Origin of the sequence: Brevibacterium renqingii (assembly GCF_017808105.1) — a bacterium.
GTDB classification, from domain to species: Bacteria; Actinomycetota; Actinomycetes; order Actinomycetales; family Brevibacteriaceae; genus Brevibacterium; species Brevibacterium renqingii.
On the sequence record NZ_JADBHF010000022.1, the window covers coordinates 1 to 21,857 of the forward strand.

A 21,857-nucleotide genomic window follows, 5' to 3' on the forward strand; every position below is an offset into this window, starting at 1 on the left:
GTTCGCGATGGTCAAGACCGGGGCCTTCTACGAGGCGAAGACCCCAGCTGCTGCTTGACAATGAATGTAACGGGCGGCACTCGTCAACCGCGGGCGGGGCCGCCTCGGTGGCTGGGCTCCCCCTCGCGTGCAGGGCCGCGCCGCCTTTCACGGCTGCCCGAGGGCGAGCCAGGTCAGCGCGGAGGCCGAAGCAATTAGCGCATACGACTGTGATGTAAATGGAAATCCGTGAGACGCACGATCCCAGTATTGAGGGAATTGCCAGGGTTGTGGTGTGATCCGGCACGCTCAGGGGCGTCCCGACTGGCACGGAAGCGGTCTTGAGCGTAGTTTCTAGTCGTACACACCCGAATTATCAAGATGGAGGATGCTCCGTGGCCAAAGCGTCTACGGGCACTCTGTACCGAGGAAACGAAGGAATGTGGTCCTGGGTCGCGCATCGCGTCACAGGCGTCGGAATCTTCTTCTTCCTTCTGGTCCACGTGCTCGATACTGCACTCGTCCGTGTCTCGCCCGAGGCCTACAACGCAGTGATCGGAACCTACAAGACACCGGTCATGGCATTCGGTGAGATCGCGCTTGTCGCCGCCATCGCATTCCATGCGTTCAACGGCCTTCGCGTCATTCTCGTCGACTTCTCGAAGAGTGGCCCGAAGAATCAGAAGAAGCTGTTCTGGGGAGTCATGGTCATCTGGCTCATCATCATGATCGCCTTCATTCCCCGCCAGCTGATGCACACTTTCGGAGGCTGACATGAGCACAACATCCATTCCGGCCCCGCGGACCGGCTACTCCCGGCACAAATCGACGCGTTCGAAGTTCGAGATGTTCGCATGGCTGTTCATGCGCATCTCCGGAGTCGTCCTCGTCATCCTCATCTTCGGCCACCTGTTCGTCAATCTGTGGGTCGGCGACGGCGTGCAGGCCATCGACTTCGGCTTCGTCGCAGGCAAGTGGGCCAGCCCGTTCTGGCAGATCTGGGATCTGCTCATGCTGTGGCTGGCGATGCTGCACGGCACCAACGGCCTGCGCACCATCATCATGGACTACTCCGAGAAGCCCAGCACTCGCATGGCCCTGCAGGTGATCCTCTACATCGCCGCGGTCATCGTCATCGTGCTCGGCACGCTCGTCATCTTCACGTTCGATCCCTGCCCGGCCGGAGCGGACCCCTCGGTCCTGGCTGAGTTCTGCAAGGCCTAAAGGAGAAACATGCAGGTACATCATTACGACGTCGTCATCGTCGGCGCCGGCGGCGCCGGCATGCGCGCGGCGATCGAGTCGGGTCAGCGCGCCCGCACCGCAGTGCTGACCAAGCTCTACCCCACCCGTTCGCACACCGGCGCAGCCCAGGGAGGCATGTGCGCGGCCCTGGCGAACGTGGAAGAGGACAACTGGGAATGGCACACCTTCGACACCGTCAAGGGCGGTGACTACCTCGTCGACCAGGACGCCGCCGAGGTGATGGCCAAGGAAGCCATCGACGCCGTGCTCGATCTCGAGAAGATGGGGCTGCCGTTCAACCGCACCCCCGAAGGCAAGATCGACCAGCGCCGCTTCGGCGGCCACACTCGTGACCACGGCAAGTCGGCCGTTCGCCGCTCGTGCTACGCGGCCGACCGCACCGGTCACATGATCCTCCAGACCCTGTACCAACAGTGCGTCAAGCACGGTGTGGAGTTCTACAACGAGTTCTACGTCCTCGACATCATCATGACCGAGGTCGACGGGGTCAAGCGTCCGGCGGGCGTCGTCTCCTACGAGCTCGCCACCGGTGAGATCCACGTCTTCCAGGCCAAGTCGATCGTCTTCGCCACCGGAGGCGTGGGCAAGGTCTTCAAGACCACCTCGAATGCCCACACCCTGACCGGCGACGGCATGGCAGTGACCTACAACCGCGGCATCCCGCTGGAGGACATGGAGTTCTTCCAGTTCCATCCCACGGGTCTGGCCGGGCTGGGCATCCTGCTCTCCGAGGCGGCCCGCGGTGAGGGCGGAATCCTCCGCAACTCCGAGGGTGAGCGCTTCATGGAGCGCTACGCCCCGACGATCAAGGACCTCGCCCCGCGTGACATCGTGGCCCGTTCGATGGCCAACGAGGTGCGCGAGGGCCGTGGGGCCGGGCCGAACAAGGACTACGTCCTCCTCGACCTCACCCACCTCGAGCCCGCGCACATCGACGCGAAGCTGCCGGATATCACGGAGTTCGCCCGCACCTACCTCGGCGTGGAGCCCTACACGGAGCCGGTGCCGGTCTTCCCGACCGCGCACTACGCGATGGGCGGCATCCCGACGAACATCAACGCCGAGGTGCTCGCCGACACCGACAACGTCATCCCCGGCCTCTACGCCGCCGGTGAATGCGCCTGCGTGTCCGTGCACGGCTCGAACCGCCTGGGCACGAACTCGCTTCTCGACATCAACGTCTTCGGCAAGCGCGCCGGTATCGCCGCCGCGGAGTACGCGAAGACCGCCGACGTCGTCGAACTTCCGGAGAACCCGGAGACGGACGTCGTCGAGCTGCTCGAGAAGATGCGGACCTCGGACGGAACCGAACGCATCGGCGCCATCCGCAAGGATCTGCAGGAGATCATGGATTCCAACGTGCAGGTGTTCCGCACCGACGAGTCGCTGCGCGAAGCGCTCAACGAGATCGCCAAACTGCGCGAACGCTACAACAACGTGGGCATCCAGGACCGGGGCAAGCGCTACAACCTCGATCTGCTCGAGGCAGTCGAGCTGGGCTTCCTGCTCGAACTCGCCGAAGTCATCTCCGTCGCGGCGATCCACCGGAAGGAGTCGCGCGGAGGCCACTTCCGCGAGGACTTCCCGGATCGTGACGACGAGAACTTCATGCACCACACGATGACCTACCTCGATCCCGAAGCGGAGACCGACGGCATCAAGGGCATGCGTCTCGAGACGAAGCCCGTCATCGTCACCCGTTACCAGCCGATGGAGCGTAAGTACTGATGAGCACCGATACAACACCCGCCGAGCCAGCGTCGAAGATCGACCTGCCCGATCATGTGGCCGGAGACGCCGGATCGATTCCGTCGTTCGACTGCACCTTCCGGATCGCTCGCTTCGACCCCGAGCAGGACTCGGAGCCGCACTGGGAGGAATACAACGTCACGATGTACGGCACCGACCGTGTGCTCGACGCCCTCCACAAGATCAAGTGGGAGATCGACGGCTCGCTGTCCTTCCGCCGGTCCTGCGCCCATGGCGTGTGCGGTTCCGATGCCATGCGCATCAACGGCCGCAACCGTCTGGCCTGCAAGACCCTGCTGAAGGATCTCGACACGTCCAAGCCGATCATCGTCGAGGCCATCAAGGGCCTGCCGCTGGAGAAGGACATGATCGTCGACATGGAGCCCTTCTTCCAGTCGTACCGCGAGATCATGCCGTTCCTCATCACCTCCGGTCATGAGCCCACGCGTGAGCGCCTGCAGTCGGCCGAGCAGCGTCAGGCATTCGACGACACCACGAAGTGCATCCTGTGCGCTGCGTGCACGTCTTCGTGCCCCGTGTTCTGGACCGACGGCCAGTACTTCGGGCCGGCGGCCATCGTCAACGCGCACCGTTTCATCTTCGATTCGCGTGACGAAGGCGGAGACATGCGCCTCGAGGTCCTCAACGACAAGGAAGGCGTGTGGCGCTGCCGCACCACCTTCAACTGCACCGAGGCCTGCCCCCGCGGCATCGAGGTCACCAAGGCCATCGCCGAGGTGAAGCAGGCGATTCTGCAGCGCGCGTTCTGACCGCGGCTTCCGGTCGCGCGTTCTGAAGTTCGACGCGAACAGCTTCGCCGAGGCGGCCGTGCACTTTCGAGTGCACGGCCGCTTCCGCATGTGATGGCCATTCACGCCATCTGGGGGCGCCGCCTCGGTGAGGGGAACCTGAGGAGCGGGATCTCCGCACGGTCGTAAACTGGGGCGCATGCGTTCACTTCGCCCTTCCTCCGCTGCGCTGACTCAGACGATCCCCGCACCTTCGCAGCGCTCGGTGTACCACGTCGTCGTCTGCGCTGTCGTGGTGGTCCTGTTCGCAGCGGCACAGCTCGTCTGGTCCCCCGCACCCTCGCACGCGGTGCCCCAGCCGACTGCGGAGACGCCGAAGGCGTACGTGACGCCCGACGACCTCGGCGACGGTGCGAAGCCTCCGGCCCCTGTGGGAACGTCGTGGCTGGTCGGGGACTTGGACTCCGGGGATCTGCACGTGGCGAAGAACATCGAGAAGCGCCATGCGCCGGCATCGACGATCAAACTGCTCACCGCTCTCGCCCTCGTCGATGTGCTCGATGACAAGAAGCAGAAGATCACGGCCGAATACGAGGACATGGAGACCGACGGGACGAAGGTCGGCCTCATGCAGCAGAACGAGTACACCGTCGACCTGCTCTTCCACGCGATGCTCATGTCCAGTGCCAATGATGCTGCGAACGCGCTCGGTCGCGCGGCCGGAGGGCAGGACAGAGCCGTCAAGCTGATGAATGACAAGGCCGCGGAGCTGGGCATGACGAACACCCATGCGATGAATACCTCGGGCCTCGATGCCAAGGGCCAGTACACGACGGCCGAGGATCTCATGAAGCTGGCGTGGGCGGTCTGTGAGAACGACTATCTGATGAAGGTCATCGGGACGGAGACTTATCAGTTCCCGGGTGGGAAGAATCCGCAGACAAAGGAGAAGTTCTCCGGCTACGAAATCCAGAACCATACGAAGATCGTCGGCCAGGTCGACGGCGGGCTCGGTCTGAAGAACGGGTACACCCGCTCCGCGAAGGGGTCCTATGTCGCCGTAGCGAAGCGGGACGGCCACCGGGTGGTGGCGACGATGCTCGGCGTCGACAACCACTCCCGGCAAGCGGCCGTCGACCTCCTCGAATGGGATTTCGCGCAGAAGGATCCGAAGTCCCTGCAGACTGTCCCGGTCGGGCTCCAGGCCACCGCCGAGGCCGATCCCACTGCCGCGGGCAGCTCGAGTGATGCGGGTGGTGCCGTCGAGGACTCGACGCCGGCGTCCACGACCGAGGAGGCGAGTGGTTCGGCTGCTCCCTCGTTTGCGTCCCGTTCGCTTCATGCAGCGCTCGAGAACCCTTTGGCCCTCGGCCTTCTGGCCGGCGGGGTGGCGCTGATGATCATCACGGTGGTGGTCTGGATGCGCGTGCGCGCACGGATGAACGGACGGTAAGCACGAACAGGGCGCCTGCGAGGGATCTCAGTGAATCTGTGACTCATACCACCGTCGATTGACTGGATGGCAAGCGCAGGGTTATGCTAGGGGTTCACGTTCGAAGTTGTCCGCATTCATCGAACCGATCGTGGCGTCGCTCCTGACGATCAGCCGTCCTTGTCTCCGGCTCCGATCTCGGTTCGTCATTGCAGATGAATGATCAGGACACTGTGTCTCTTCGAATTGCGATCCCCATTGGCGATCACCCCGTCGCCGACTCGAACACCTGAGGAATAGCATGCGTCGCTGCCTGCTATTCACAACTGAAGAAAGGAGGGAACCCATGTCTGAGTTCCCACAGTGGGTCCGGAGTGGACTCGCACACGCAGGAATGATCGATCCGAAGATCGTTCACCAGGCTCCTGGCGAAGTCACCATCGAGGATGCGACCGGTCGCCTCGTGCTGTACACGGGCACCTCGTTGCGTGAGATCACGCCGATGGCCGCTGCCTGATCCAGGCAGGTCACGAAGACGCCCACTCGCTGCCGGGTTTTACGCAGCGGGTGGGCGTTGCTCATTCACCTCGGAACCAACAGCTTCTCCTGTTCAGCTTCGACCCGACATCTCGCAGGTCCAGCCTTCTGGGATGTCCGGGTTCGCAAGGGTTTCGAGGATCTACTCGCCGAGATCGTCGGTGAGCAGGTCGTCACCGGCAGGGTAGAGGATCTTCTCCTCCTTGTCGTTGTGCGCCTCGAGGCCGCCCTCCAAAGCCTTCCAGACGGGAGCGATTTCGCGCCGCTCGGCTCCGGCCTCCAACTGGGCGGCGATCTCATCCATGCGGTCCCACAGCTCACCGTGTTCCCGCAGCATGACGAAGACCGGCCCCATGAGCCCTCCGGCTTTCATCGCCGGGAAGTGAAGCACCTCTTCGACATAGATGTGATGACGCAGTCCTGCGGCCCCCGTCGCGAAGGCGCCAGTGTCGATCGGTCCGTCGCCTGCCAGCGATTTCGCGAAGGCCTCGAAGTATCCGTCGATGCGGTGGTGGTCTCGCTCAAGCACCTCTCCGATGCTGAGTCCTCCGCTCTCCCCCGTTGTTGAGTCCGCCATGATGCACCGTTCCTTCCACAGACGACGCGGGTCGATATGACCTCGTCTTCCGATTGTGCCACTCCGGCAGGTCGCTCGGCCGGCAGCGAATGCGGTGGCAGCTCGGGCGATGGACGAAGGTGGACGCGATGATCGGGCGGACGGCGATGAATGCTGCGGGCCGGCAATGGACGACGACGGACTTCAGCCGTAACGCAATCGCGTCTATCTCGGGTGAACGTGAAAAAGGTCCGGAACCGCAGAGAACTGCGATTCCGGACCTCTGTCAGTCCGTGGACCTGGGCTCAGAAATCCCAGTCGTCGTCTTCGGTGTTCTCGGCCTTGCCGATGACATAGGACGATCCCGAACCGGAGAAGAAGTCGTGGTTCTCATCGCTGCCGGGCGAGAGCGCCGCGAGGATGGCCGGGTTGACCTTCGTGACCTCCTTGGGGAACATCGCTTCGTAGCCGAGGTTCATCAGCGCCTTGTTGGCGTTGTAGTGGAGGAACATCTTGCAGTCCTCGGCCAGCCCGACCGAATCGTAGATGTCGTGGGTGTAGGAGACCTCGTTCTCGTACAGCTCGAACATGAGGTTCATCGTGTAGTCCTTGAGCTCCTGCTTGCGCTCCTCAGACTGCGATTCGAGGCCCTTCTGGTACTTGTAGCCGATGTAGTAGCCGTGCACGGCCTCATCGCGGATGATCAGGCGGATCAGATCAGCGGTGTTCGTGAGCTTGGCGTGGGCCGACCAGTACATCGGCAGGTAGAAGCCGGAGTAGAAGAGGAACGACTCGAGCAGCGTCGAGGCGACCTTGCGCTTGAGCGGGTCGTCACCTCGGTAGTAGCTGAGGATGATGTCGGCCTTCGCCTGCAGGTAGGTGTTCTCACGCGACCAGCGGAACGCCTCGTCGATCTCCTTCGTCGAGCACAGAGTGGAGAAGATCGATGAATAGGACTTCGCATGCACGCTCTCCATGAACGCGATGTTCGTGAGCACGGCCTCTTCGTGCGGGGTCACGGCATCGGGAATGAGCGAGATCGCACCGACGGTGCCCTGAATCGTGTCGAGCAGGGTGAGACCCGTGAAGACGCGCATGGTCAGCGTCTTCTCATCATCGGTCAACGTCGCCCACGAGGGGATGTCGTTGCTCAGCGGAACCTTCTCCGGCAGCCAGAAGTTCCCCGTCAGGCGGTCCCAGACCTCATCGTCGATAGGATCGACGACGCGGTTCCAGTTGATGGCGTCGACGTGCGAGGCCAGAGTCAGATTCTCCAACGCTTTCTCTCTTCCCAAAGTCTTGTTCGTCGTGAGTACGAGCTGTCTGCACGGCAGACGAAGTCATGTGCGCGGACACACTGCTCGAGGCGGCCCGGCACGAAGCCGGCGGACCGATTCGCATCGGTCCGCCGAGTTCTCTGATCAGAGCATGCAGGAGACGCAGCCCTCGACCTCCGTGCCCTGCAGCGCGAGCTGCCGCAGCCGGATGTAGTAGATCGTCTTGATGCCCTTGCGCCAGGCGTAGATCTGCGCCTTGTTGATGTCACGAGTGGTGGCGGTGTCCATGAAGAACAGAGTCAGCGACAGCCCCTGGTCCACGTGCTTCGTGGCCTCGGCATAGGTGTCGATGATCTTCTCGTAGCCGATCTCGTAGGCATCCTGGTAGTACTCGAGATTGTCATTGTCCATGAAGGGAGCCGGGTAGTACACGCGCCCGACCTTGCCTTCCTTGCGGATCTCGATCTTCGAGGCCACCGGGTGGATCGACGAGGTCGAATTGTTGATGTACGAGATCGAGCCGGTCGGCGGCACGGCCTGCAGGTTCTGGTTGTAGATGCCGTGCTCAGCCACCTGGGCCTTGAGCTCGCGCCAATCGTCCTGCGTCGGGATGTGCACACCAGCCTCGGCGAACAGCTCCTTGACGCGTTCGGTGCGCGGCTGCCATACCTCGTCGGTGTACTTGTCGAAGTACTCACCGGTGGCGTACTCCGAACGCTCGAACCCGGCGAAGGTGGTGCCGCGTTCCTTCGCGATCTCCATCGACGCCCGCACACAGTGGTAGGCGACGGTGTAGAAGTACATGTTCGTGAAGTCCAGGCCTTCGTCGGAGCCGTAGTAGACGTGCTCACGAGCGAGGTAGCCGTGGAGGTTCATCTGGCCCAGGCCGATGGCATGCGACATGTCGTTGCCGCGTGCGATCGACGGCACGGACTGGATGTTCGAAGTCTCGGCGACTGCAGTGAGTCCGCGGATCGCGGTCTCGATGGTCCGACCGAAGTCCTCCGAGTCCATCGTCAAGGCGATGTTGAGTGAACCGAGGTTGCAGGAGATGTCCTTGCCGACGACATCGTAGCCGAGGTCGTCGTCGTATTTGCTGGGTTCGGAGACCTGGAGGATCTCCGAGCACAGGTTGGACATGATGATCTTGCCGTCGATCGGGTTCGCCTTGTTGACGGTGTCTTCGAACATCACGTACGGGTAGCCGGACTCGAACTGGATCTCGGCCAGGGTCTGGAAGAACTCGCGCGCGTTGATCTTCTTCTTCTTGATCGCCGCGTTGTCGACCAGCTCCGTGTACTTCTCGGAGACATTGATGTCGGAGAACGGCACGCCGTAGACGCGTTCGACGTCGTAGGGGCTGAAGAGGTACATGTCCTCGTTGCGCTTGGCCAGTTCGAAGGTGATGTCCGGGATCACGACGCCCAGGGACAGGGTCTTGATCCGAATCTTCTCGTCGGCGTTCTCGCGCTTGGTGTCGAGGAAGCTGTAGATGTCGGGGTGGTGGGCGTGCAGGTAGACGGCACCGGCGCCCTGACGAGCTCCCAGCTGGTTGGCGTAGGAGAAGGAGTCCTCGAGCAGCTTCATGACGGGGATGACGCCGGAGGACTGGTTCTCGATCTTCTTGATCGGGGCACCGGACTCACGGATGTTCGTCAGGGCGAAGGCCACGCCGCCTCCGCGCTTGGACAGCTGCAGCGCGGAGTTGATGGACCGGCCGATCGACTCCATATTGTCCTCGATGCGCAGCAGGAAGCAGGAGACGAGCTCTCCGCGCTGCTTCTTCCCGGCATTGAGGAAGGTCGGGGTGGCCGGCTGGAAGCGTCCGGCGATGATCTCGTCGACGAGCTGCCTGGCCAGCGTCTCGTCGCCTCGGGCCAGGAAGAGCGCGACCATGACGACACGGTCTTCGAAGCGTTCGAGGTAGCGCTTGCCGTCGAAGGTCTTGAGCGTGTACGAGGTGTAGAACTTGAACGCGCCGAGGAAGGTCTGGAAGCGGAACTTGTGCTCGTAGGCCCGCTTCGACAGCTCCTCGATGAATTCGAAGGAGTACTGTTCGAGGACCTCGGGTTCGTAGTAGTCCTTCTCGACGAGGTAGTCGAGCTTCTCCTTGAGGTCATGGAAGAAGACGGTGTTGTTGTTCACGTGCTGCAGGAAGTACTGCCGGGCAGCCTGCTTGTCACGCTCGAACTGGATCCGTCCGCTCTCGTCATACAAGTTCAGCATGGCGTTGAGCGCGTGGTAGTCCAGATCCGTCTCTTCGCGGATGATGTCCTCTACATTGCGGTCTTCAGCGAGCTCGCGCACAGTTTATCCAATCCTAGATTCACCGTGTCGACGTCCTCCTGGGTTCCCAGGAGTTCGACTCGGTACATGAGGGGCACTTGACATTTGACGGCGACCTTCTTGGCCGCGCGACAGTAATCTTCGCCGAAGTTCGTGTTTCCGGCGCCGATGACGCCGATGAGGTGGCGTCTGTTCTCTTCGATATTGAGGAATTTGATGACCTGCTTGGGGACGGCCCCTTGATTGCGGCCGGCCCCGTAGGTGGGAGTCATGAGGACGAACGGTTCGTCGACCCTCAGTGTCTCCTGCTTCGTCAGCAGCGGGATCCGGCGAGCCGGGTGCCGCAGCTTGCCGACGAAGCGGTGGGTGAATTCAGAGCTACTGGAGTAGTAGACGAGAAGCATTTCAGGCCACGACGGAAGCCGTCTGCTCGCCGGTCAGGGTGGCGATCTTGTCCGGGCGGAATCCCGACCAGTGGTCGTTGTCGGTGACGACGACGGGGGCCTGCATGTAGCCCATGGCCTTGACGACGTCGAGGGCGTTCTCATCGACGCTGAGATCGACCGACTTGTACTTCAGCCCCTTGGCGTCGAGCGCACGGTAGGTTGCATTGCACTGGACACAAGCCGGCTTGGTGTACACGGTGATCATGACGACTCCTCAATTCTGCCTTGCGGCTCCGCGTTCTGTTTGGTGTGACCATGCCCTCTCCATGTCGAATCATGATGAAGATCACGAGGCGCAGGCTCAGGGTTGACCACTAGATGTTGTGTTCGGGTACGACCTTACCCCTATATCCAGTGTTACACCAGTGTCGTTCCGACGGTCCACACCCTGTGTTCTCGTCGTCCACATTCGTCCACAGGCTGTGAACGACACTCGTGTAGTTCGATCACCAGCGAGGACACGGGGATCGGCCGCCGATGCGTCATTTTTCCCGCCGTTTCCCACTGAGTTTTTCCACCGCTTTCCACAGAAAATAATTTTGCCTGTGGGTGTGTCGCGACCGTTCTGCTCTTCATGCGCTGCTCCTCTTCCCGCTGCCCTCACACGAAGCGAATCCTGCCTCCCTCCCGGTGTCCGTTTCCGGTCCGGCATCGTCCGTATCGGGTCCCTTCGACGTTACAGGTCGCTGCTGACACAGCAGCGCGATCGCGCCGGCCGGCGCACATGCCCGGACACAGCCATCCGCTGCAGGCAGGTGCCGAGGCCGGTCGCCGCGGTCGTGTGTCAGCACTGACACCTCGGCGGCTGTCTCACGTCAGTGTCAGCCAATATGCTGGAGGACACACCACGACGAACCGAGAGGCACCGACTATGACGGCGACGGCACCGGCCAACACCCAGGAGATCGCTCATGCGAAGACGATCCTCAACGGTCTGGAGTCCTACCTCGACCATTTCGTCGTCGGCCAGCAGCGCCTGCGGGAGTCCCTGCTCATCGGACTGCTGTCCAGCGGGCACCTGCTGCTCGAAAGCGTCCCGGGCCTGGCGAAGACCACGGCCGCGGCGGCTCTGGCCAATGCCGTGGACGGGAAGTTCTCCCGCATCCAGTGCACCCCCGATCTGCTGCCGGCCGACATCATCGGCTCGCAGATCTACAACGCGCACGAAGGCTCGTTCAACACCGTGCTCGGTCCGGTGCACGCCAATATCGTCCTCCTCGACGAGATCAACCGCTCCTCGGCGAAGACCCAGTCGGCAATGCTCGAGGCCATGCAGGAGAAGCAGACGACCATCGGCGGCCGACGCTTCGAGCTCCCCCGCCCCTTCCTCGTCATGGCCACGCAGAACCCGATCGAGCAGGAAGGCACCTACCAGCTGCCCGAGGCCCAGCTCGATCGATTCATGATCAAGGACCTGCTCACCCATCCGAACCCATCCGAGGAGGTCGAGATCCTCTCCCGCCTCGACTCGGGCGTCTTCGACAAGGACTCGGTCCCGGACCCGGCCTGCACCCTCGACGATGTGACGACCATGCAGCGCTATGCGCGCACGATCTACATCGATCCTGCGATCACCCGGTATCTTGTCGAGCTCGTCCACGCCACTCGCAATACGGGCAAGTACCTCGGCCGCTTCGCCCCCTTCATCGAGTACGGTGCCAGCCCGCGCGCCTCGATCGCGTTCACCAATGCCGGACGTGCCCTGGCGATGATCCGCGGCCGCAACTACGTCATCCCCGAAGACATCAAGGACCTCGCCCACCGGGTCCTGGCCCACCGCATCCAACTCAACTTCGAGGCCGCCGCCGAGAACATCACGAGCACTCAGATCGTCGATGCCCTCCTCATGGCCGTGCCCACCCCCTGATCGGCTGCGACGATGACTGTCCTGCTCAACCGCATCAAGGCACGGATGACCATCCACGCCCATCGGCGGACCCGTCGTCTCCTCGACGGCGACTACTCCTCGGTCTTCCACGGCCACAGCCTCGACTTCGACGATCTGCGCGACTATATTCCCGGCGACGAGATCCGCGATATCGACTGGAAGGCCACCGCCCGGCACTCCGATCCCCTGGTCAAACGCTACGTCGCCCACCGCAGGCACATCCTCGGCCTCGTCGTCGACACCTCCCGGGACTTCGATGCCGTGACCTCGGCCGGAGCGGACAAACGCCACTTGGCGATCCTCATGGCCGGAATGGTCGGCTACCTCGCCGTGCGCCACGGTGACGACGTCATGCTCATCCATGGACATGCCGAACGCACGACCGCCTCCCCCAGAAAGGGCAGCGAAGCCCACCTCGAGCACCTGCTGCAGCAGATCCTCGCCGAATCAGGCACCTCGACACCCGGCTCGATCAGCTCACAGCTGCAGTGGATCACCAGCCACATCAAGCATCGGATGCTGCTCGTCGTCATCTCCGATCAGGCTCCCCTGGGTCCGGAGGAGGAAGCGACGATCCGACGGCTGCGCGCCCAGCACGAGGTCCTGTGGATCACGATCACCGACGCGGATCTCGCCGGACTGCCGCCCGCCTCGGCGCCGTTCGACGTCGCCCGCCCCGAACACGGACTGCCGACTTCCGTGATGACGCAGCCCCAGGTGAGACAGGAATTCGCCAACGCCGAGGCGGCCCGCAGGCAGCATCGCATCGATCTGCTCGCGAAGCTGGGCATCGCCCATGCCGAGATCGACCATCCGAAGGCGGCCCTGGGCCGTCTTCACACTCTTCTGCTGAGGCACCGCCGTGGGCCCCGCTGAACTCGTCGCACCGCTGCAGATCTCACCCGCGTGGTATGTCGCGGTCTCCCTCGTGCTGCTCATCGCCCTGTTCAACCTCTTCGCCCCGCTCATCCGACTCGCCGCCGGAGCGACCGAGGCGGCGGGACCACGCGTCCCGATCCCCGTGCGCAGCACTTATCTGTCGCGCATCACGACCGTGGAGACGGCCCTGGGCGCGGAGAGCCCGGACGTCCGCGACGCGGCCCGACAGCTGGCGAAGGTCGTGCGCGATTTCGCCCATGACGCCTGGGGCGTCAAAGCCGAGCACCTCACCTACCGTGATGCCGCGGTCGCCGGACTCGATGACCTCGCCGCGTGCCTGCTGGGTCTCTACGAAGCCGAGTTCGCTGAGACGGAGCCGGCCGGCCTGCGGGCCCAGATCGCCGATGCCAGGAAGCTGGTGGCCAGATGGTCCTGATGTTCTGGTGGCTCGCCCTCATCCTGCTCGTCCTCGCCGCTTCCGCGGTCTTCCTCTTCCGCCGCCCGAAAGCCAAGCCGGCCTCTCTGGCCGTGGCCCACAGCGGCCGGATGACCAGCCTGCCCAGCTTCCGCCGCGCCATGCGCACCCGTCTGATCACGACGGTCGCCTTTCTCGGCGTCATCGTCCTCACCGGGGTCTCGGCGCTGGCCGGCATCGCCCGACCGGCCTGGATCGAGACGGTCAACCCGGAGAAGAAGCTGCGCGATGTCATGCTCTGCCTCGACGTCTCGGGGTCCATGCTCGGCTACGATGCCGATCTGCTCGAGGCCTACCAGGAGCTCGTCGACAGATTCGACGGGGAGCGCATCGGGATGACCGTGTTCAATGCCACGGCCGTTTCGGCCTTCCCCCTCACCGACGACTACGAGATGGTGGAGAACTTCCTCGCCGAGGCGGAGGACGGTTTCCGGACCTGGGGAGCTGAGGGCACCGACTACTCGTGGTCGACGTCGCCTCCGAACATCGGCGGCTCCTCCCTCATCGGCGACGGCCTCGTCTCCTGCGTCGACAACTTCGATCGCAAGGACGAGAAGCGCTCTCGCTCGATCGTCTTCGCCACAGACAATATGCTCGCCGGCGATCCGCTGTTCCAGCTCAACGAGGCCGCCGACATCGCCGTCGATGCCGATGTCCGCGTCTACAGCCTGTCCCCTCCGTCGATCCTGACCACCACTCAGACGAAGGAGCTGCGTTCCGTGTCCGACCGCACCGGCGGCAAGCAGTTCGACCTGGGTTCGGCCTCGACCATCGACCGCATCGTCGAAGAGATCCAGAGCCAGGAGGCAGAGAACACCCCCGGCCGGTCGTACACCATCGTCCATGACATGCCGGCGGTCCCCCTCGGACTCGCCGTCTTCGGACTCGCTGGGGTCTTCGTGCTGGCGTGGAGGACGAAATCATGATCTTCGATCCCGTCTTCACCTGGTTCGGCTGGGGCTTCGTCGTCCTCGCCCTGCTCACTGTGTGCATCATCCCTGCCGTCCGCGGCGACGGTCCGCGGTGGAAGTGGTTCGCCCGCATGGGCGTCGTCGCGATCCTCGCCCTCGCCCTCGCCCGCCCCGGCATGCCCATCAAGTCCTCGACCGAGGAGTACGAGGCCCAAGCGGATGTGTACTTCGTCGTCGACACCACGACCTCGATGGCGGCCGAGGACTACGACGGGGACAAGCCCCGGCTCGAGGGAGTGAAGAAGGACATGCTCGCTCTCGCCGAGGAGTTCCCCGGCACCCGTCTGAGCATCATCACCTTCGCATCGACCGCCGCGACGGTGATGCCCCTGACGACCGATCATGCGGCGTTCGCCTCGGCCGTCGACGTCCTCGCGACGGAGACGTCCCTGAACTCCAAGGGCTCGTCCATCACCGAGGCCGGAGACGAGCTCGAGAAGCGGATGAGCGCCAATGATGAGGACCGCCCCGACAACAAGGACCTCGTGTTCTACTTCGGCGACGGCGAGCAGACGGTGTCGCAGAGCCCCGATTCCTGGGCCTCCTTCGCCTCCCGCATCGACAGCGGTGCTGTGTTCGGCTACGGCACCGCACAGGGCGGGAAGATGCGAGAGCCGCATCCTTTCGACTCCGAAGCAGGCGTCGGCGACACCGGCGACGGCAATGGCCCGGGACTGGGCGGTTCCGATGAGCCTTCGGCAGAAGGCGGCCCGCAGGGCGAATACGTCCGAGATCGTGACGGCAATCCGGGCATCTCGAAGATCGACGAGGGCAATCTCCGGCAGCTCGCCTCCGACCTCGGCGTCGACTATCACCACCGCGATGACAGCGGAGCGATCTCCAGTGTCTACACCGCCCCGAAATACGACCAGGCGCTGGTGAAGAAGGACGGTCGGGTCACTGTCGATGAGTACTTCTGGGTTCCCCTCATCTTCGTCTTCGCCTGGATCGCCGTGGAGTCGGTGTTCGGTGTCCGCGAATACCTGCGGCTGAAGGCGATCATGCCCCGTCGTCCCTACCGAGGAGGCCCACGATGAACTGGCTCAAGGAACTGTGGTCCCGCTCGCGCCGGATCACGAAGATCAACCTCATCGTCGGCACGATCGTCGCGCTGGTCTTCGTCTACATCGCGGTGACCGCCTACTTCGGCACTGCCTCGCAGGTCCGCTACACCTCCAACGACTTCCCCGGAGCGCAGAAAGCCGCCAGCGCCTTCCTGCGCCTCAGTCCCCTCCAACGGCATATCGGCTACTTCAACCGCGGCACCGCCGAGGCGGCCATCGGCGATTACGACAAGGCGCAGCGCGACCTCGAGGCCGCGCTGGAGATCGCTCCGACCTCGGCCGAATGCGCGGTGCGGATCAACCTGTCATTCGTCTATGAGAAGCAGGCCGACCAGATCGCGTCCCAGGACCCGGATCAGTCGCAGGAACTCTACGACCGGTCGCTGCAGACGCTCGAGGAGGCACCCCAGGAGTGCCGGCCGAAGAAGAGTGAGGAGAAGCAGAAGAGCGAGGAGGCCAAGGAACGGGTGGAGGACAAGAAGAAGGGCGAGAAAGCCAAGGAGGAGGGAACCGACGGCGAGGACTCGCAGAGCAAGGACTCGAAAGACGCGGACAAGTCCTCCGGCGATGAGGAGTCTCCTTCGGACGGTGAGGATCAGAAGCAGGGTTCGGAGGACGAGAAGTCCGATGACTCCGGCGAGAAGTCCGAACGCGAGAAGAAGCGGGAGGAGTTGGAGAAGCGCGGGGAGGACTCCGAACGGCAGCAGCGCCAGCAGGGCCCCGGCGGCAACGGCGGCCGTTCGTCGCCGGAGAAGCCCTGGTGACGAAGCATTCCGTGCAGCGCACCGGCTCCTGAGCGCATTCGGATCTCGGAGCACACGGACCGCGCAGCCCGCCTGTGTCCTGCTGTGTCATCATGAGTCCATGACTGCTGCCGATTCCTCCCCCTCTGCCGCATCGACACCCCGTCTGCGGGCGGCTCTGAACACCTTCCCGCCGTATGTTCCGGGCAAACCGCCTCGGCAGATCGAGGGACTGCGACCGTACAAACTCTCCTCGAACGAGAATTTCCTCCCTCCCCTGCCCGAGGTGCTCGAAGCCATGGTCGAGCATGCGAAGGACCCGGCGAACTACCCCGACGACTCGGCCCTGGCGCTGCGACGGGCACTGGCCGAGCGCCTCGACGTGAGCCTCGACGAACTCGTCGTCACCACCGGAGCCAGTGAACTGCTCGTGGCGCTGACCCAGATCACCTCGGATGCGACGACCGAGGCCATCTACCCGTGGCCGTCGTTCGAGATGTATCCGCAGACGACGGGACTTGCAGGAGCAGAGCGGATCGAGGTGCCGTTGACGGCCGAGGGTCGTCACGATCTCGAGGCGATGGCGGAGGCGATCACCGAACGCACAGGGCTCATCATCCTCTGCTCGCCGAACAACCCGACCGGTCCGGCGCTGCGCGACGATGAGGTGCGGGACTTCCTCGACCGGGTGCCGGCTCATGTGCTCGTCGCACTCGACGAGGCCTATTGGGAGTTCGCCACGGTCCCCGACCGCGCCCGTGGTCTGGGTCTGGTCAGGGACTATCCGAACCTCGTGCTGCTGCGCACCTTCTCGAAGGCCCACGGGCTGGCCGGTCTGCGCGTGGGCTACGCCGTGGCCCATCCGCCGGTCATCGAAGGTCTGCTCAAAGCCGTCATCCCCTTCGGAGTGACCGATCTCAGCCAAGCGGCAGCACTCGAATCTCTGCGGCACTGGGACGCCGTGCTCGACCGGGCACAGCAGATCGCAGAAGCCCGTGACGCCTTCGCGAAGGCCCTGCGTGCTCAGGGCTGGGACGTGCCCGAGGCGCAGGCGAACTTCGTGTGGCTGCCGCTGGGCGAGGCTTCCGCGGCCTTCGAAGACGCCTGCGTCGAGCAGGCAGTAGCGGTTCGCAATCTCGGCGAAGGCGTGCGCATCAGCATCGGAGAGCCCGAAGCCCTCGAACGAGTTCTCCAGATCGCGAAGGCGTTCCGAGCCGAGCACTTCGCCTAGGAGGTACGAGGCGGCGGGGAGCGTGAGGCGACGGGCAGGCCTGCCCGAGAACTTCAGAGTTCGGCGAGTTCGAGTGCCATCGCCACGGCATGAACGGTCTCGGCGCGCGAGAGGTCCCGGCCCAGCAGCTTCTCGATCTTCGCCATTCGCGCCCTCACCGTGTGCCGGTGGATGCCGAGGTCGGCGGCGATGCGCTCCCGCGCTCCCGAGGAGGCGACGAACGCCCGCAGCGTCTCCAGCAGCTCCTGCCCTCCCCTGGCCCGGACCAGATCTCCGAGAACCCGGTCGATGAAGCGAGCGGCCGCTGTCTCGTCGACCGACGACAGCAGCGATCTGACCTCCGAGGTCTCGGATTCGTGCTGGGTCCTCCACAGTGTCCAGGCGTGGTGGATCTGCGCCGGCGGCAGCACCTTCTCGCTCAGCAGCTGCAAGCCGGTCGCCGCGGCCGCCCGGTCGACCAGCTCGTCGAGTCCGCGTTCGCTCGAGCCGACGACGCCGAGGATCGAACCTGCCCGCGTCAGCAGGGACTCGCCGACGATATCCGCGATGAGGTTCTCCGCCGTGTCCCCGCGGGCCCCGCCGAAGATGCGCATCCCGGTCGTCGCCACGGGAGCCAGACCCGTTGCGTGCGTCCATTCGACCCGAGCCTCCTCGGTGCTCAGCTCAGCTTCGAACAGACGTGAATTCCCCGTCCGCTGCGGCATACCGGTCAGCGTCATCGCCAGCAGGGCCGCCGCCGTCGACAGCAGCAGAGCACGCGTCTTCGGACTGCCGGCCGCCTCGGCGGGGGTGAGGATCCATCCGAGCGGATGGTCGCTGCCCAGCGGCACGGCCTCGACGATCCTCTTCCCGGTCCGGATCAGGCGTGGGCTCAATGACGGCTGCAAGGCCGCTTCGATGAGTTCGAGGCGGACGTCGTGTTCGGCATCATCTCCGGTCAGTGCCCGTCCCGTGGGTGAGACGAAGCGGACCCGCGTGTCCAGGGTCTCGGCCAGGTCCGCGACCAGGGCCGCCGGCCCCTGATGCGCCAGTTCGGTGGCGAAGCGGCGGGCGGCGCTGCTGGCGCGAGTCAGCTCACGGTTGGTCTCGGCCTCGCGCATGCGGGTGAAGGCGTCGACGACGGCGACGAACGGCACCGGTTCGGGCACTCCGAACAGGGCCAGCCCGGCCTCCTCGGCGTGGATCACCAGCGACTGGGGCACATGCTCCCACGGCAGGTCGGACCCGAGCCCGATGCCGAGGGCGTGAACGCCGACTTCCTTGAGTCTGCGCACATAGTCCTTCACCGACTCGGCTCCGAGATCCTGGCCCACTCCGATGGTCAGCAGCACCTCACCGCCGGCCAGCCATTCGTCGACCTCCGGCAGCTCCGAGGAATGGACGATCGTGACCTCCTGCTCCGCCGCCGTCGGCGAGCCCACGATGACATCGAGGGCGAGTTCGCTGCGCGACCAGAGCTGCTCCAGAGTGACCATGGCCCACATACTATCCGCACTGGACACCCCCGTTCACAATTGCTCCTCTTCGGATATCGGTGTCACGTGGGACACGTCCTAGGCTGAGGACCAACCATTCGGAGCCCCGCACGGGTCCGCCCCACCACGAAGGAGAGAGTCAATGCCGTCTCAGCCACTCGGCCCGGCCGACTACAGCAAAACCCCCCGCTACGCCGGTCCCCCGACCTTCGGACTGCTGCCTCGCATCGATGAAGTCGAGGCGCAGCGCCCCGGGGAGAAGATCGACGTCAAAGTCATCGGCATCCCGTTCGACGCCGGCGTCAGCTACCGGCCCGGCGCACGATTCGGTCCCGCCCACATCCGCCAGTCATCGAAGCTGCTGCGTCCCTACAATCAGGCCACGAATGTCCACCCATTCACCTGGCAGCAGGTCGCCGACTGCGGCGACCTCGGCGTCAACCCCTTCGACATCGAAGAGGCCATCGCCACCGTCGAGGCCAACGCCGACGAGATGCGCGCCGACGGAGCCCGGCTGCTCACCCTCGGCGGCGACCACACCCTGGCCCTGCCGAACCTGCGCTCTCTGCACAAGACGCACGGGAAGATCGCCGTCCTCCACTTCGATGCCCACCTCGACACCTGGGACACCTATTTCGGCGCGCCCTACACCCACGGCACCCCGTTCCGCCGCGCCAGCGAAGAGGGTCTGCTCGACCTCGAGTCCTGCATGCACATCGGCATCCGCGGGCCGCTGTACGGGAAGAAGGATCTCGAGGACGACAGCGTGCTCGGCTTCCAGATCATCCGCAGCGACGAGTACCAGTTCAGCTCGGTCGAGGACGTCGTCGCGCGGATGCGCAGCCGCCTCGGCGATGCCCCCGTCTATCTCTCGGTCGACATCGACGTCCTCGATCCCGCGGCCGCTCCGGGCACCGGCACCCCCGAGGCCGGCGGCATGACCAGCCGCGAACTGCTCAACTCGATCCGCGGGCTGCAGGGACTCAACGTCGTCGGCGCCGAAATCGTCGAGGTCGCGCCGGCCTATGACCATGCCGAGATCACGGGTCTGGCCGCCGCCCATGTCGGCTACGAGGTCCTGTCGCTGTGGGCCGCCGAGAACAACGGCGTGACCGAGCCCACGGGTCCCTCTGGCGAAGCCCTCGGTGTGCGGCGATGAGCCAGGAGCAGAGCTTCCGCAACGGCGGCCGCGCCGTCGTCGCCACGCTGGCCGCCCACGGCGTCGACACGATCTTCGGCATCCCCGGCACGCACAATCTCGAGTTCTACCGGCACCTGCCGGAGTTCGGGATCAGTGCCGTGACTCCGCGCCACGAGCAGGGGGCCGGCTACGGTGCCGATGGGTACTTCCTCGTCTCCGGCAAGCCCGGGGTCGTCATCACGACCTCGGGGCCGGGACTGACGAACGTCATCACGGCCGCCGCGACCGCCTATGCGGAATCCCGTCCGATGCTCATCCTCTCCCCCGGTGTGCCGACCGGGCTCGAAAGAGCCGATGTCGGAATGCTGCACGAGACGAAGGACTCCTCCGGCGCGCTGACCCACCTGCTCGTGTCCTCGCAGCGCACCCGCACGGCCGAAGGCACGGCACAGGCCGTGGCCGAGGCGTTCGCGATGTTCTCCTCGGCCCGGCCCGGGCCCGTCCACATCGAAGTCCCGCTCGACGTGCTCGAAGGGGCATGGAACGGCAGCGTCCCGACCCCGTTCACCGGTCGTCGGCCGGGCCTCGATGACCATGTCGTCGCCCGCGCCGCCGAGGCGATCGCTTCGGCCCAGCGCCCCCTCGTCATCGCCGGCGGCGGGGCCCGCACCGCCCACAGCGAAGTCAGGCGCTTCGTCGAGCTCATCGACTCTCCGCTGGTGACGACGGCCAACGGCAAGGGCATTCTGCCTGAGGACCATCCGCTCTCGCTGGGATCCAATGTCCGATTCCCGAGTGTGCAGGCGGAATCCGCCGCCGCCGATGTGCTCATCGTGCTCGGCTCGGAATTGGCCGACTCCGACCTCTGGGGCGGCCTCATCGGGGCCCAGTCCGCCGTCGGCGTCCGCGAGGAGAGCTCTGCCCAGCGCGTCATCCGCTGCGATATCGATCCCGATCAGCTCAATAAGAACCTGCCCGGAGACATCCTCGCCTGTGCCGATGCCTCCGATTTCCTCACCGCACTCATGGCCGCGCTCGGTGACGGTCGCCCCGCGTCTGCGGACGCGGACCCCGCCTCCGATGGTCCGGGTGCGGCCACCTCGGCGAGTGAATCCGGAGGTGAGCGCACCGCGCGGATCCGGCAGAGCTGGGGCACCGATTTCGACTTCGGCTCGATCGGCGCCCGGGTCACCCGGCTCGTCGAGCAGGGCGCGGGGCCGCGCGTCGTCATCGCCGGCGACTCCTCGCAGGTCACCTACGACGGAACCGTGCACGCGCTGACCGCGAGCACCCCTGACCAGCTGCTCTACATGCCCGGCTTCGCCACCTTGGGCTACGGGATTCCCGCAGCCCTCGGAGCGAAGGTCGCCGACGTCGACCGCCCTGTCGCCTGCATCCTCGGCGACGGGGCCGCCATGTTCTCCGTCCAGGAGCTCATGACGGCCACGGAACTGGGCATGGGCATCCCCTTCGTCATCGTCGACAACGGCGGCTACGCGGAGATCGAGGGCCAGATGGTCGAGCGGGACATGGAGCCGTTCGCCGTCCGCCTCGCCCGTCCCGACTTCGCGAAGCTCGGCGAGTCCATGGGCGGGGCCGGGGTGACGATCGCCGAGGCGGACATCGACCATGCCCTGCCCGGTGCCGTCGCCGAGGCACTCGAACGTCGCGTGCCCACTGCCATTCACATCACCGTCGGCCGCTGAGGCCGCA

General features: G+C 64.6%; 21 protein-coding genes. 15 read left to right on the forward strand and 6 right to left on the reverse strand.

Annotated elements, in window-relative coordinates:
• Positions 1-374 precede the first annotated feature (374 nt).
• The 6 genes from sdhC to IHE57_RS15905 all read left to right on the forward strand — a co-directional run bounded on the left by sdhC (position 375) and on the right by IHE57_RS15905 (position 5,692).
• A complete protein-coding gene (sdhC, locus tag IHE57_RS15880; RefSeq protein ID WP_209323431.1) occupies positions 375-752 on the forward strand; it encodes a succinate dehydrogenase, cytochrome b556 subunit in 378 nt (125 codons plus the stop codon).
• Position 753: 1 nt separating this feature from the next.
• The gene (locus IHE57_RS15885) at positions 754-1,203 is read left to right on the forward strand and encodes a succinate dehydrogenase hydrophobic membrane anchor subunit (RefSeq protein ID WP_209323432.1); all 450 of its coding nucleotides are present in this window, start codon (positions 754-756) and stop codon (positions 1,201-1,203) included.
• Between the two features lie 9 nt (positions 1,204-1,212).
• Entirely contained in the window at positions 1,213-2,973 is a 1,761-nt protein-coding gene (sdhA, locus tag IHE57_RS15890) for a succinate dehydrogenase flavoprotein subunit (RefSeq protein ID WP_209323433.1), read from the forward strand.
• Positions 2,973-3,764 (forward strand): succinate dehydrogenase iron-sulfur subunit, encoded by a 792-nt coding sequence (locus IHE57_RS15895; RefSeq protein WP_209323434.1) that lies wholly within the window; start codon positions 2,973-2,975, stop codon positions 3,762-3,764. Before sdhA ends, IHE57_RS15895 begins: the two co-directional genes overlap by 1 nt.
• Before the next feature lie 178 nt (positions 3,765-3,942).
• Complete coding sequence (locus IHE57_RS15900) at positions 3,943-5,196, forward strand: D-alanyl-D-alanine carboxypeptidase family protein (protein ID WP_209374597.1); 1,254 nt, start codon at positions 3,943-3,945, stop codon at positions 5,194-5,196.
• Positions 5,197-5,521: 325 nt separating this feature from the next.
• Positions 5,522-5,692, forward strand: coding sequence for a hypothetical protein (locus IHE57_RS15905; protein ID WP_209323436.1), 171 nt, complete (start codon positions 5,522-5,524; stop codon positions 5,690-5,692).
• Positions 5,693-5,854: 162 nt separating this feature from the next.
• On the opposite strand, the gene IHE57_RS15910 is transcribed toward IHE57_RS15905, so the two are convergent.
• From IHE57_RS15910 to nrdH, 5 genes are all read right to left on the reverse strand, one after another.
• Positions 5,855-6,289, reverse strand: coding sequence for a hemerythrin domain-containing protein (locus IHE57_RS15910; RefSeq protein WP_209374600.1), 435 nt, complete (start codon positions 6,287-6,289; stop codon positions 5,855-5,857).
• Between the two features lie 284 nt (positions 6,290-6,573).
• Positions 6,574-7,545 (reverse strand): class 1b ribonucleoside-diphosphate reductase subunit beta, encoded by a 972-nt coding sequence (gene nrdF, locus IHE57_RS15915; RefSeq protein ID WP_209374602.1) that lies wholly within the window; start codon positions 7,543-7,545, stop codon positions 6,574-6,576.
• A gap of 144 nt (positions 7,546-7,689) precedes the next feature.
• Positions 7,690-9,816, reverse strand: a complete 2,127-nt coding sequence (nrdE, locus tag IHE57_RS15920; RefSeq protein WP_366933994.1) for a class 1b ribonucleoside-diphosphate reductase subunit alpha — start codon at positions 9,814-9,816, stop codon at positions 7,690-7,692.
• A gap of 5 nt (positions 9,817-9,821) precedes the next feature.
• Positions 9,822-10,235, reverse strand: coding sequence for a class Ib ribonucleoside-diphosphate reductase assembly flavoprotein NrdI (nrdI, locus tag IHE57_RS15925; RefSeq protein WP_209323440.1), 414 nt, complete (start codon positions 10,233-10,235; stop codon positions 9,822-9,824).
• A 1-nt stretch (position 10,236) separates the two neighbouring features.
• Entirely contained in the window at positions 10,237-10,482 is a 246-nt protein-coding gene (gene nrdH / locus IHE57_RS15930) for a glutaredoxin-like protein NrdH (protein WP_166973050.1), read from the reverse strand.
• A 666-nt stretch (positions 10,483-11,148) separates the two neighbouring features.
• Here nrdH and IHE57_RS15935 point away from each other — a divergent pair.
• From IHE57_RS15935 to IHE57_RS15965, 7 genes are all read left to right on the forward strand, one after another.
• The gene (locus IHE57_RS15935) at positions 11,149-12,144 is read left to right on the forward strand and encodes an AAA family ATPase (RefSeq protein WP_209374605.1); all 996 of its coding nucleotides are present in this window, start codon (positions 11,149-11,151) and stop codon (positions 12,142-12,144) included.
• 12 nt (positions 12,145-12,156) lie between these two features.
• Positions 12,157-13,041 (forward strand): DUF58 domain-containing protein, encoded by an 885-nt coding sequence (locus IHE57_RS15940; protein ID WP_209374606.1) that lies wholly within the window; start codon positions 12,157-12,159, stop codon positions 13,039-13,041.
• Positions 13,028-13,480 carry a hypothetical protein gene (locus IHE57_RS15945; RefSeq protein WP_209374607.1) on the forward strand — a complete coding sequence of 151 codons (453 nt, stop codon included), beginning with the start codon at positions 13,028-13,030 and terminating at the stop codon, positions 13,478-13,480. The genes IHE57_RS15940 and IHE57_RS15945 overlap by 14 nt, the downstream gene beginning before the upstream one ends.
• Positions 13,471-14,445, forward strand: a complete 975-nt coding sequence (locus IHE57_RS15950) for a vWA domain-containing protein (RefSeq protein WP_209323444.1) — start codon at positions 13,471-13,473, stop codon at positions 14,443-14,445. Before IHE57_RS15945 ends, IHE57_RS15950 begins: the two co-directional genes overlap by 10 nt.
• Positions 14,442-15,527, forward strand: coding sequence for a vWA domain-containing protein (locus IHE57_RS15955; RefSeq protein WP_209374608.1), 1,086 nt, complete (start codon positions 14,442-14,444; stop codon positions 15,525-15,527). The genes IHE57_RS15950 and IHE57_RS15955 overlap by 4 nt, the downstream gene beginning before the upstream one ends.
• Positions 15,524-16,318: a tetratricopeptide repeat protein gene (locus IHE57_RS15960; protein WP_209374609.1), complete on the forward strand. Its 795-nt coding sequence runs from the start codon at positions 15,524-15,526 to the stop codon at positions 16,316-16,318. The genes IHE57_RS15955 and IHE57_RS15960 overlap by 4 nt, the downstream gene beginning before the upstream one ends.
• A 100-nt stretch (positions 16,319-16,418) precedes the next feature.
• Entirely contained in the window at positions 16,419-17,528 is a 1,110-nt protein-coding gene (locus tag IHE57_RS15965; protein ID WP_209374610.1) for a histidinol-phosphate transaminase, read from the forward strand.
• A gap of 53 nt (positions 17,529-17,581) precedes the next feature.
• Here IHE57_RS15965 and IHE57_RS15970 read toward each other — a convergent pair whose 3' ends face one another.
• Positions 17,582-19,003 (reverse strand): PucR family transcriptional regulator, encoded by a 1,422-nt coding sequence (locus IHE57_RS15970; protein WP_209374612.1) that lies wholly within the window; start codon positions 19,001-19,003, stop codon positions 17,582-17,584.
• 142 nt (positions 19,004-19,145) lie between these two features.
• On the opposite strand from IHE57_RS15970, the gene speB reads away from it, so the two are divergent.
• Together speB and IHE57_RS15980 are read left to right on the forward strand one after the other, a co-directional pair.
• Entirely contained in the window at positions 19,146-20,162 is a 1,017-nt protein-coding gene (gene speB, locus IHE57_RS15975; protein ID WP_209323449.1) for an agmatinase, read from the forward strand.
• Positions 20,159-21,850, forward strand: a complete 1,692-nt coding sequence (locus tag IHE57_RS15980) for a thiamine pyrophosphate-binding protein (protein WP_209374614.1) — start codon at positions 20,159-20,161, stop codon at positions 21,848-21,850. The genes speB and IHE57_RS15980 overlap by 4 nt, the downstream gene beginning before the upstream one ends.
• Positions 21,851-21,857: the final 7 nt, after the last annotated feature.

Bases quoted from the DNA above. Each gene is read 5' to 3' on its own strand.
- IHE57_RS15955 (WP_209374608.1), top strand. From the start codon at position 14,442: ATGATCTTCGATCCCGTCTTCACCTGGTTCGGCTGGGGCTTCGTCGTC.
- IHE57_RS15970 (WP_209374612.1), bottom strand. From the start codon at position 19,003: ATGGTCACTCTGGAGCAGCTCTGGTCGCGCAGCGAACTCGCCCTCGAT.
- IHE57_RS15910 (WP_209374600.1), bottom strand. From the start codon at position 6,289: ATGGCGGACTCAACAACGGGGGAGAGCGGAGGACTCAGCATCGGAGAG.
- IHE57_RS15885 (WP_209323432.1), top strand. From the start codon at position 754: ATGAGCACAACATCCATTCCGGCCCCGCGGACCGGCTACTCCCGGCAC.
- IHE57_RS15980 (WP_209374614.1), top strand. From the start codon at position 20,159: ATGAGCCAGGAGCAGAGCTTCCGCAACGGCGGCCGCGCCGTCGTCGCC.
- IHE57_RS15895 (WP_209323434.1), top strand. From the start codon at position 2,973: ATGAGCACCGATACAACACCCGCCGAGCCAGCGTCGAAGATCGACCTG.
- IHE57_RS15960 (WP_209374609.1), top strand. From the start codon at position 15,524: ATGAACTGGCTCAAGGAACTGTGGTCCCGCTCGCGCCGGATCACGAAG.
- speB (WP_209323449.1), top strand. From the start codon at position 19,146: ATGCCGTCTCAGCCACTCGGCCCGGCCGACTACAGCAAAACCCCCCGC.
- IHE57_RS15900 (WP_209374597.1), top strand. From the start codon at position 3,943: ATGCGTTCACTTCGCCCTTCCTCCGCTGCGCTGACTCAGACGATCCCC.
- IHE57_RS15950 (WP_209323444.1), top strand. From the start codon at position 13,471: ATGGTCCTGATGTTCTGGTGGCTCGCCCTCATCCTGCTCGTCCTCGCC.
- IHE57_RS15905 (WP_209323436.1), top strand. From the start codon at position 5,522: ATGTCTGAGTTCCCACAGTGGGTCCGGAGTGGACTCGCACACGCAGGA.
- nrdH (WP_166973050.1), bottom strand. From the start codon at position 10,482: ATGATCACCGTGTACACCAAGCCGGCTTGTGTCCAGTGCAATGCAACC.
- IHE57_RS15940 (WP_209374606.1), top strand. From the start codon at position 12,157: ATGACTGTCCTGCTCAACCGCATCAAGGCACGGATGACCATCCACGCC.
- nrdI (WP_209323440.1), bottom strand. From the start codon at position 10,235: ATGCTTCTCGTCTACTACTCCAGTAGCTCTGAATTCACCCACCGCTTC.
- IHE57_RS15935 (WP_209374605.1), top strand. From the start codon at position 11,149: ATGACGGCGACGGCACCGGCCAACACCCAGGAGATCGCTCATGCGAAG.
- sdhA (WP_209323433.1), top strand. From the start codon at position 1,213: ATGCAGGTACATCATTACGACGTCGTCATCGTCGGCGCCGGCGGCGCC.
- IHE57_RS15965 (WP_209374610.1), top strand. From the start codon at position 16,419: ATGACTGCTGCCGATTCCTCCCCCTCTGCCGCATCGACACCCCGTCTG.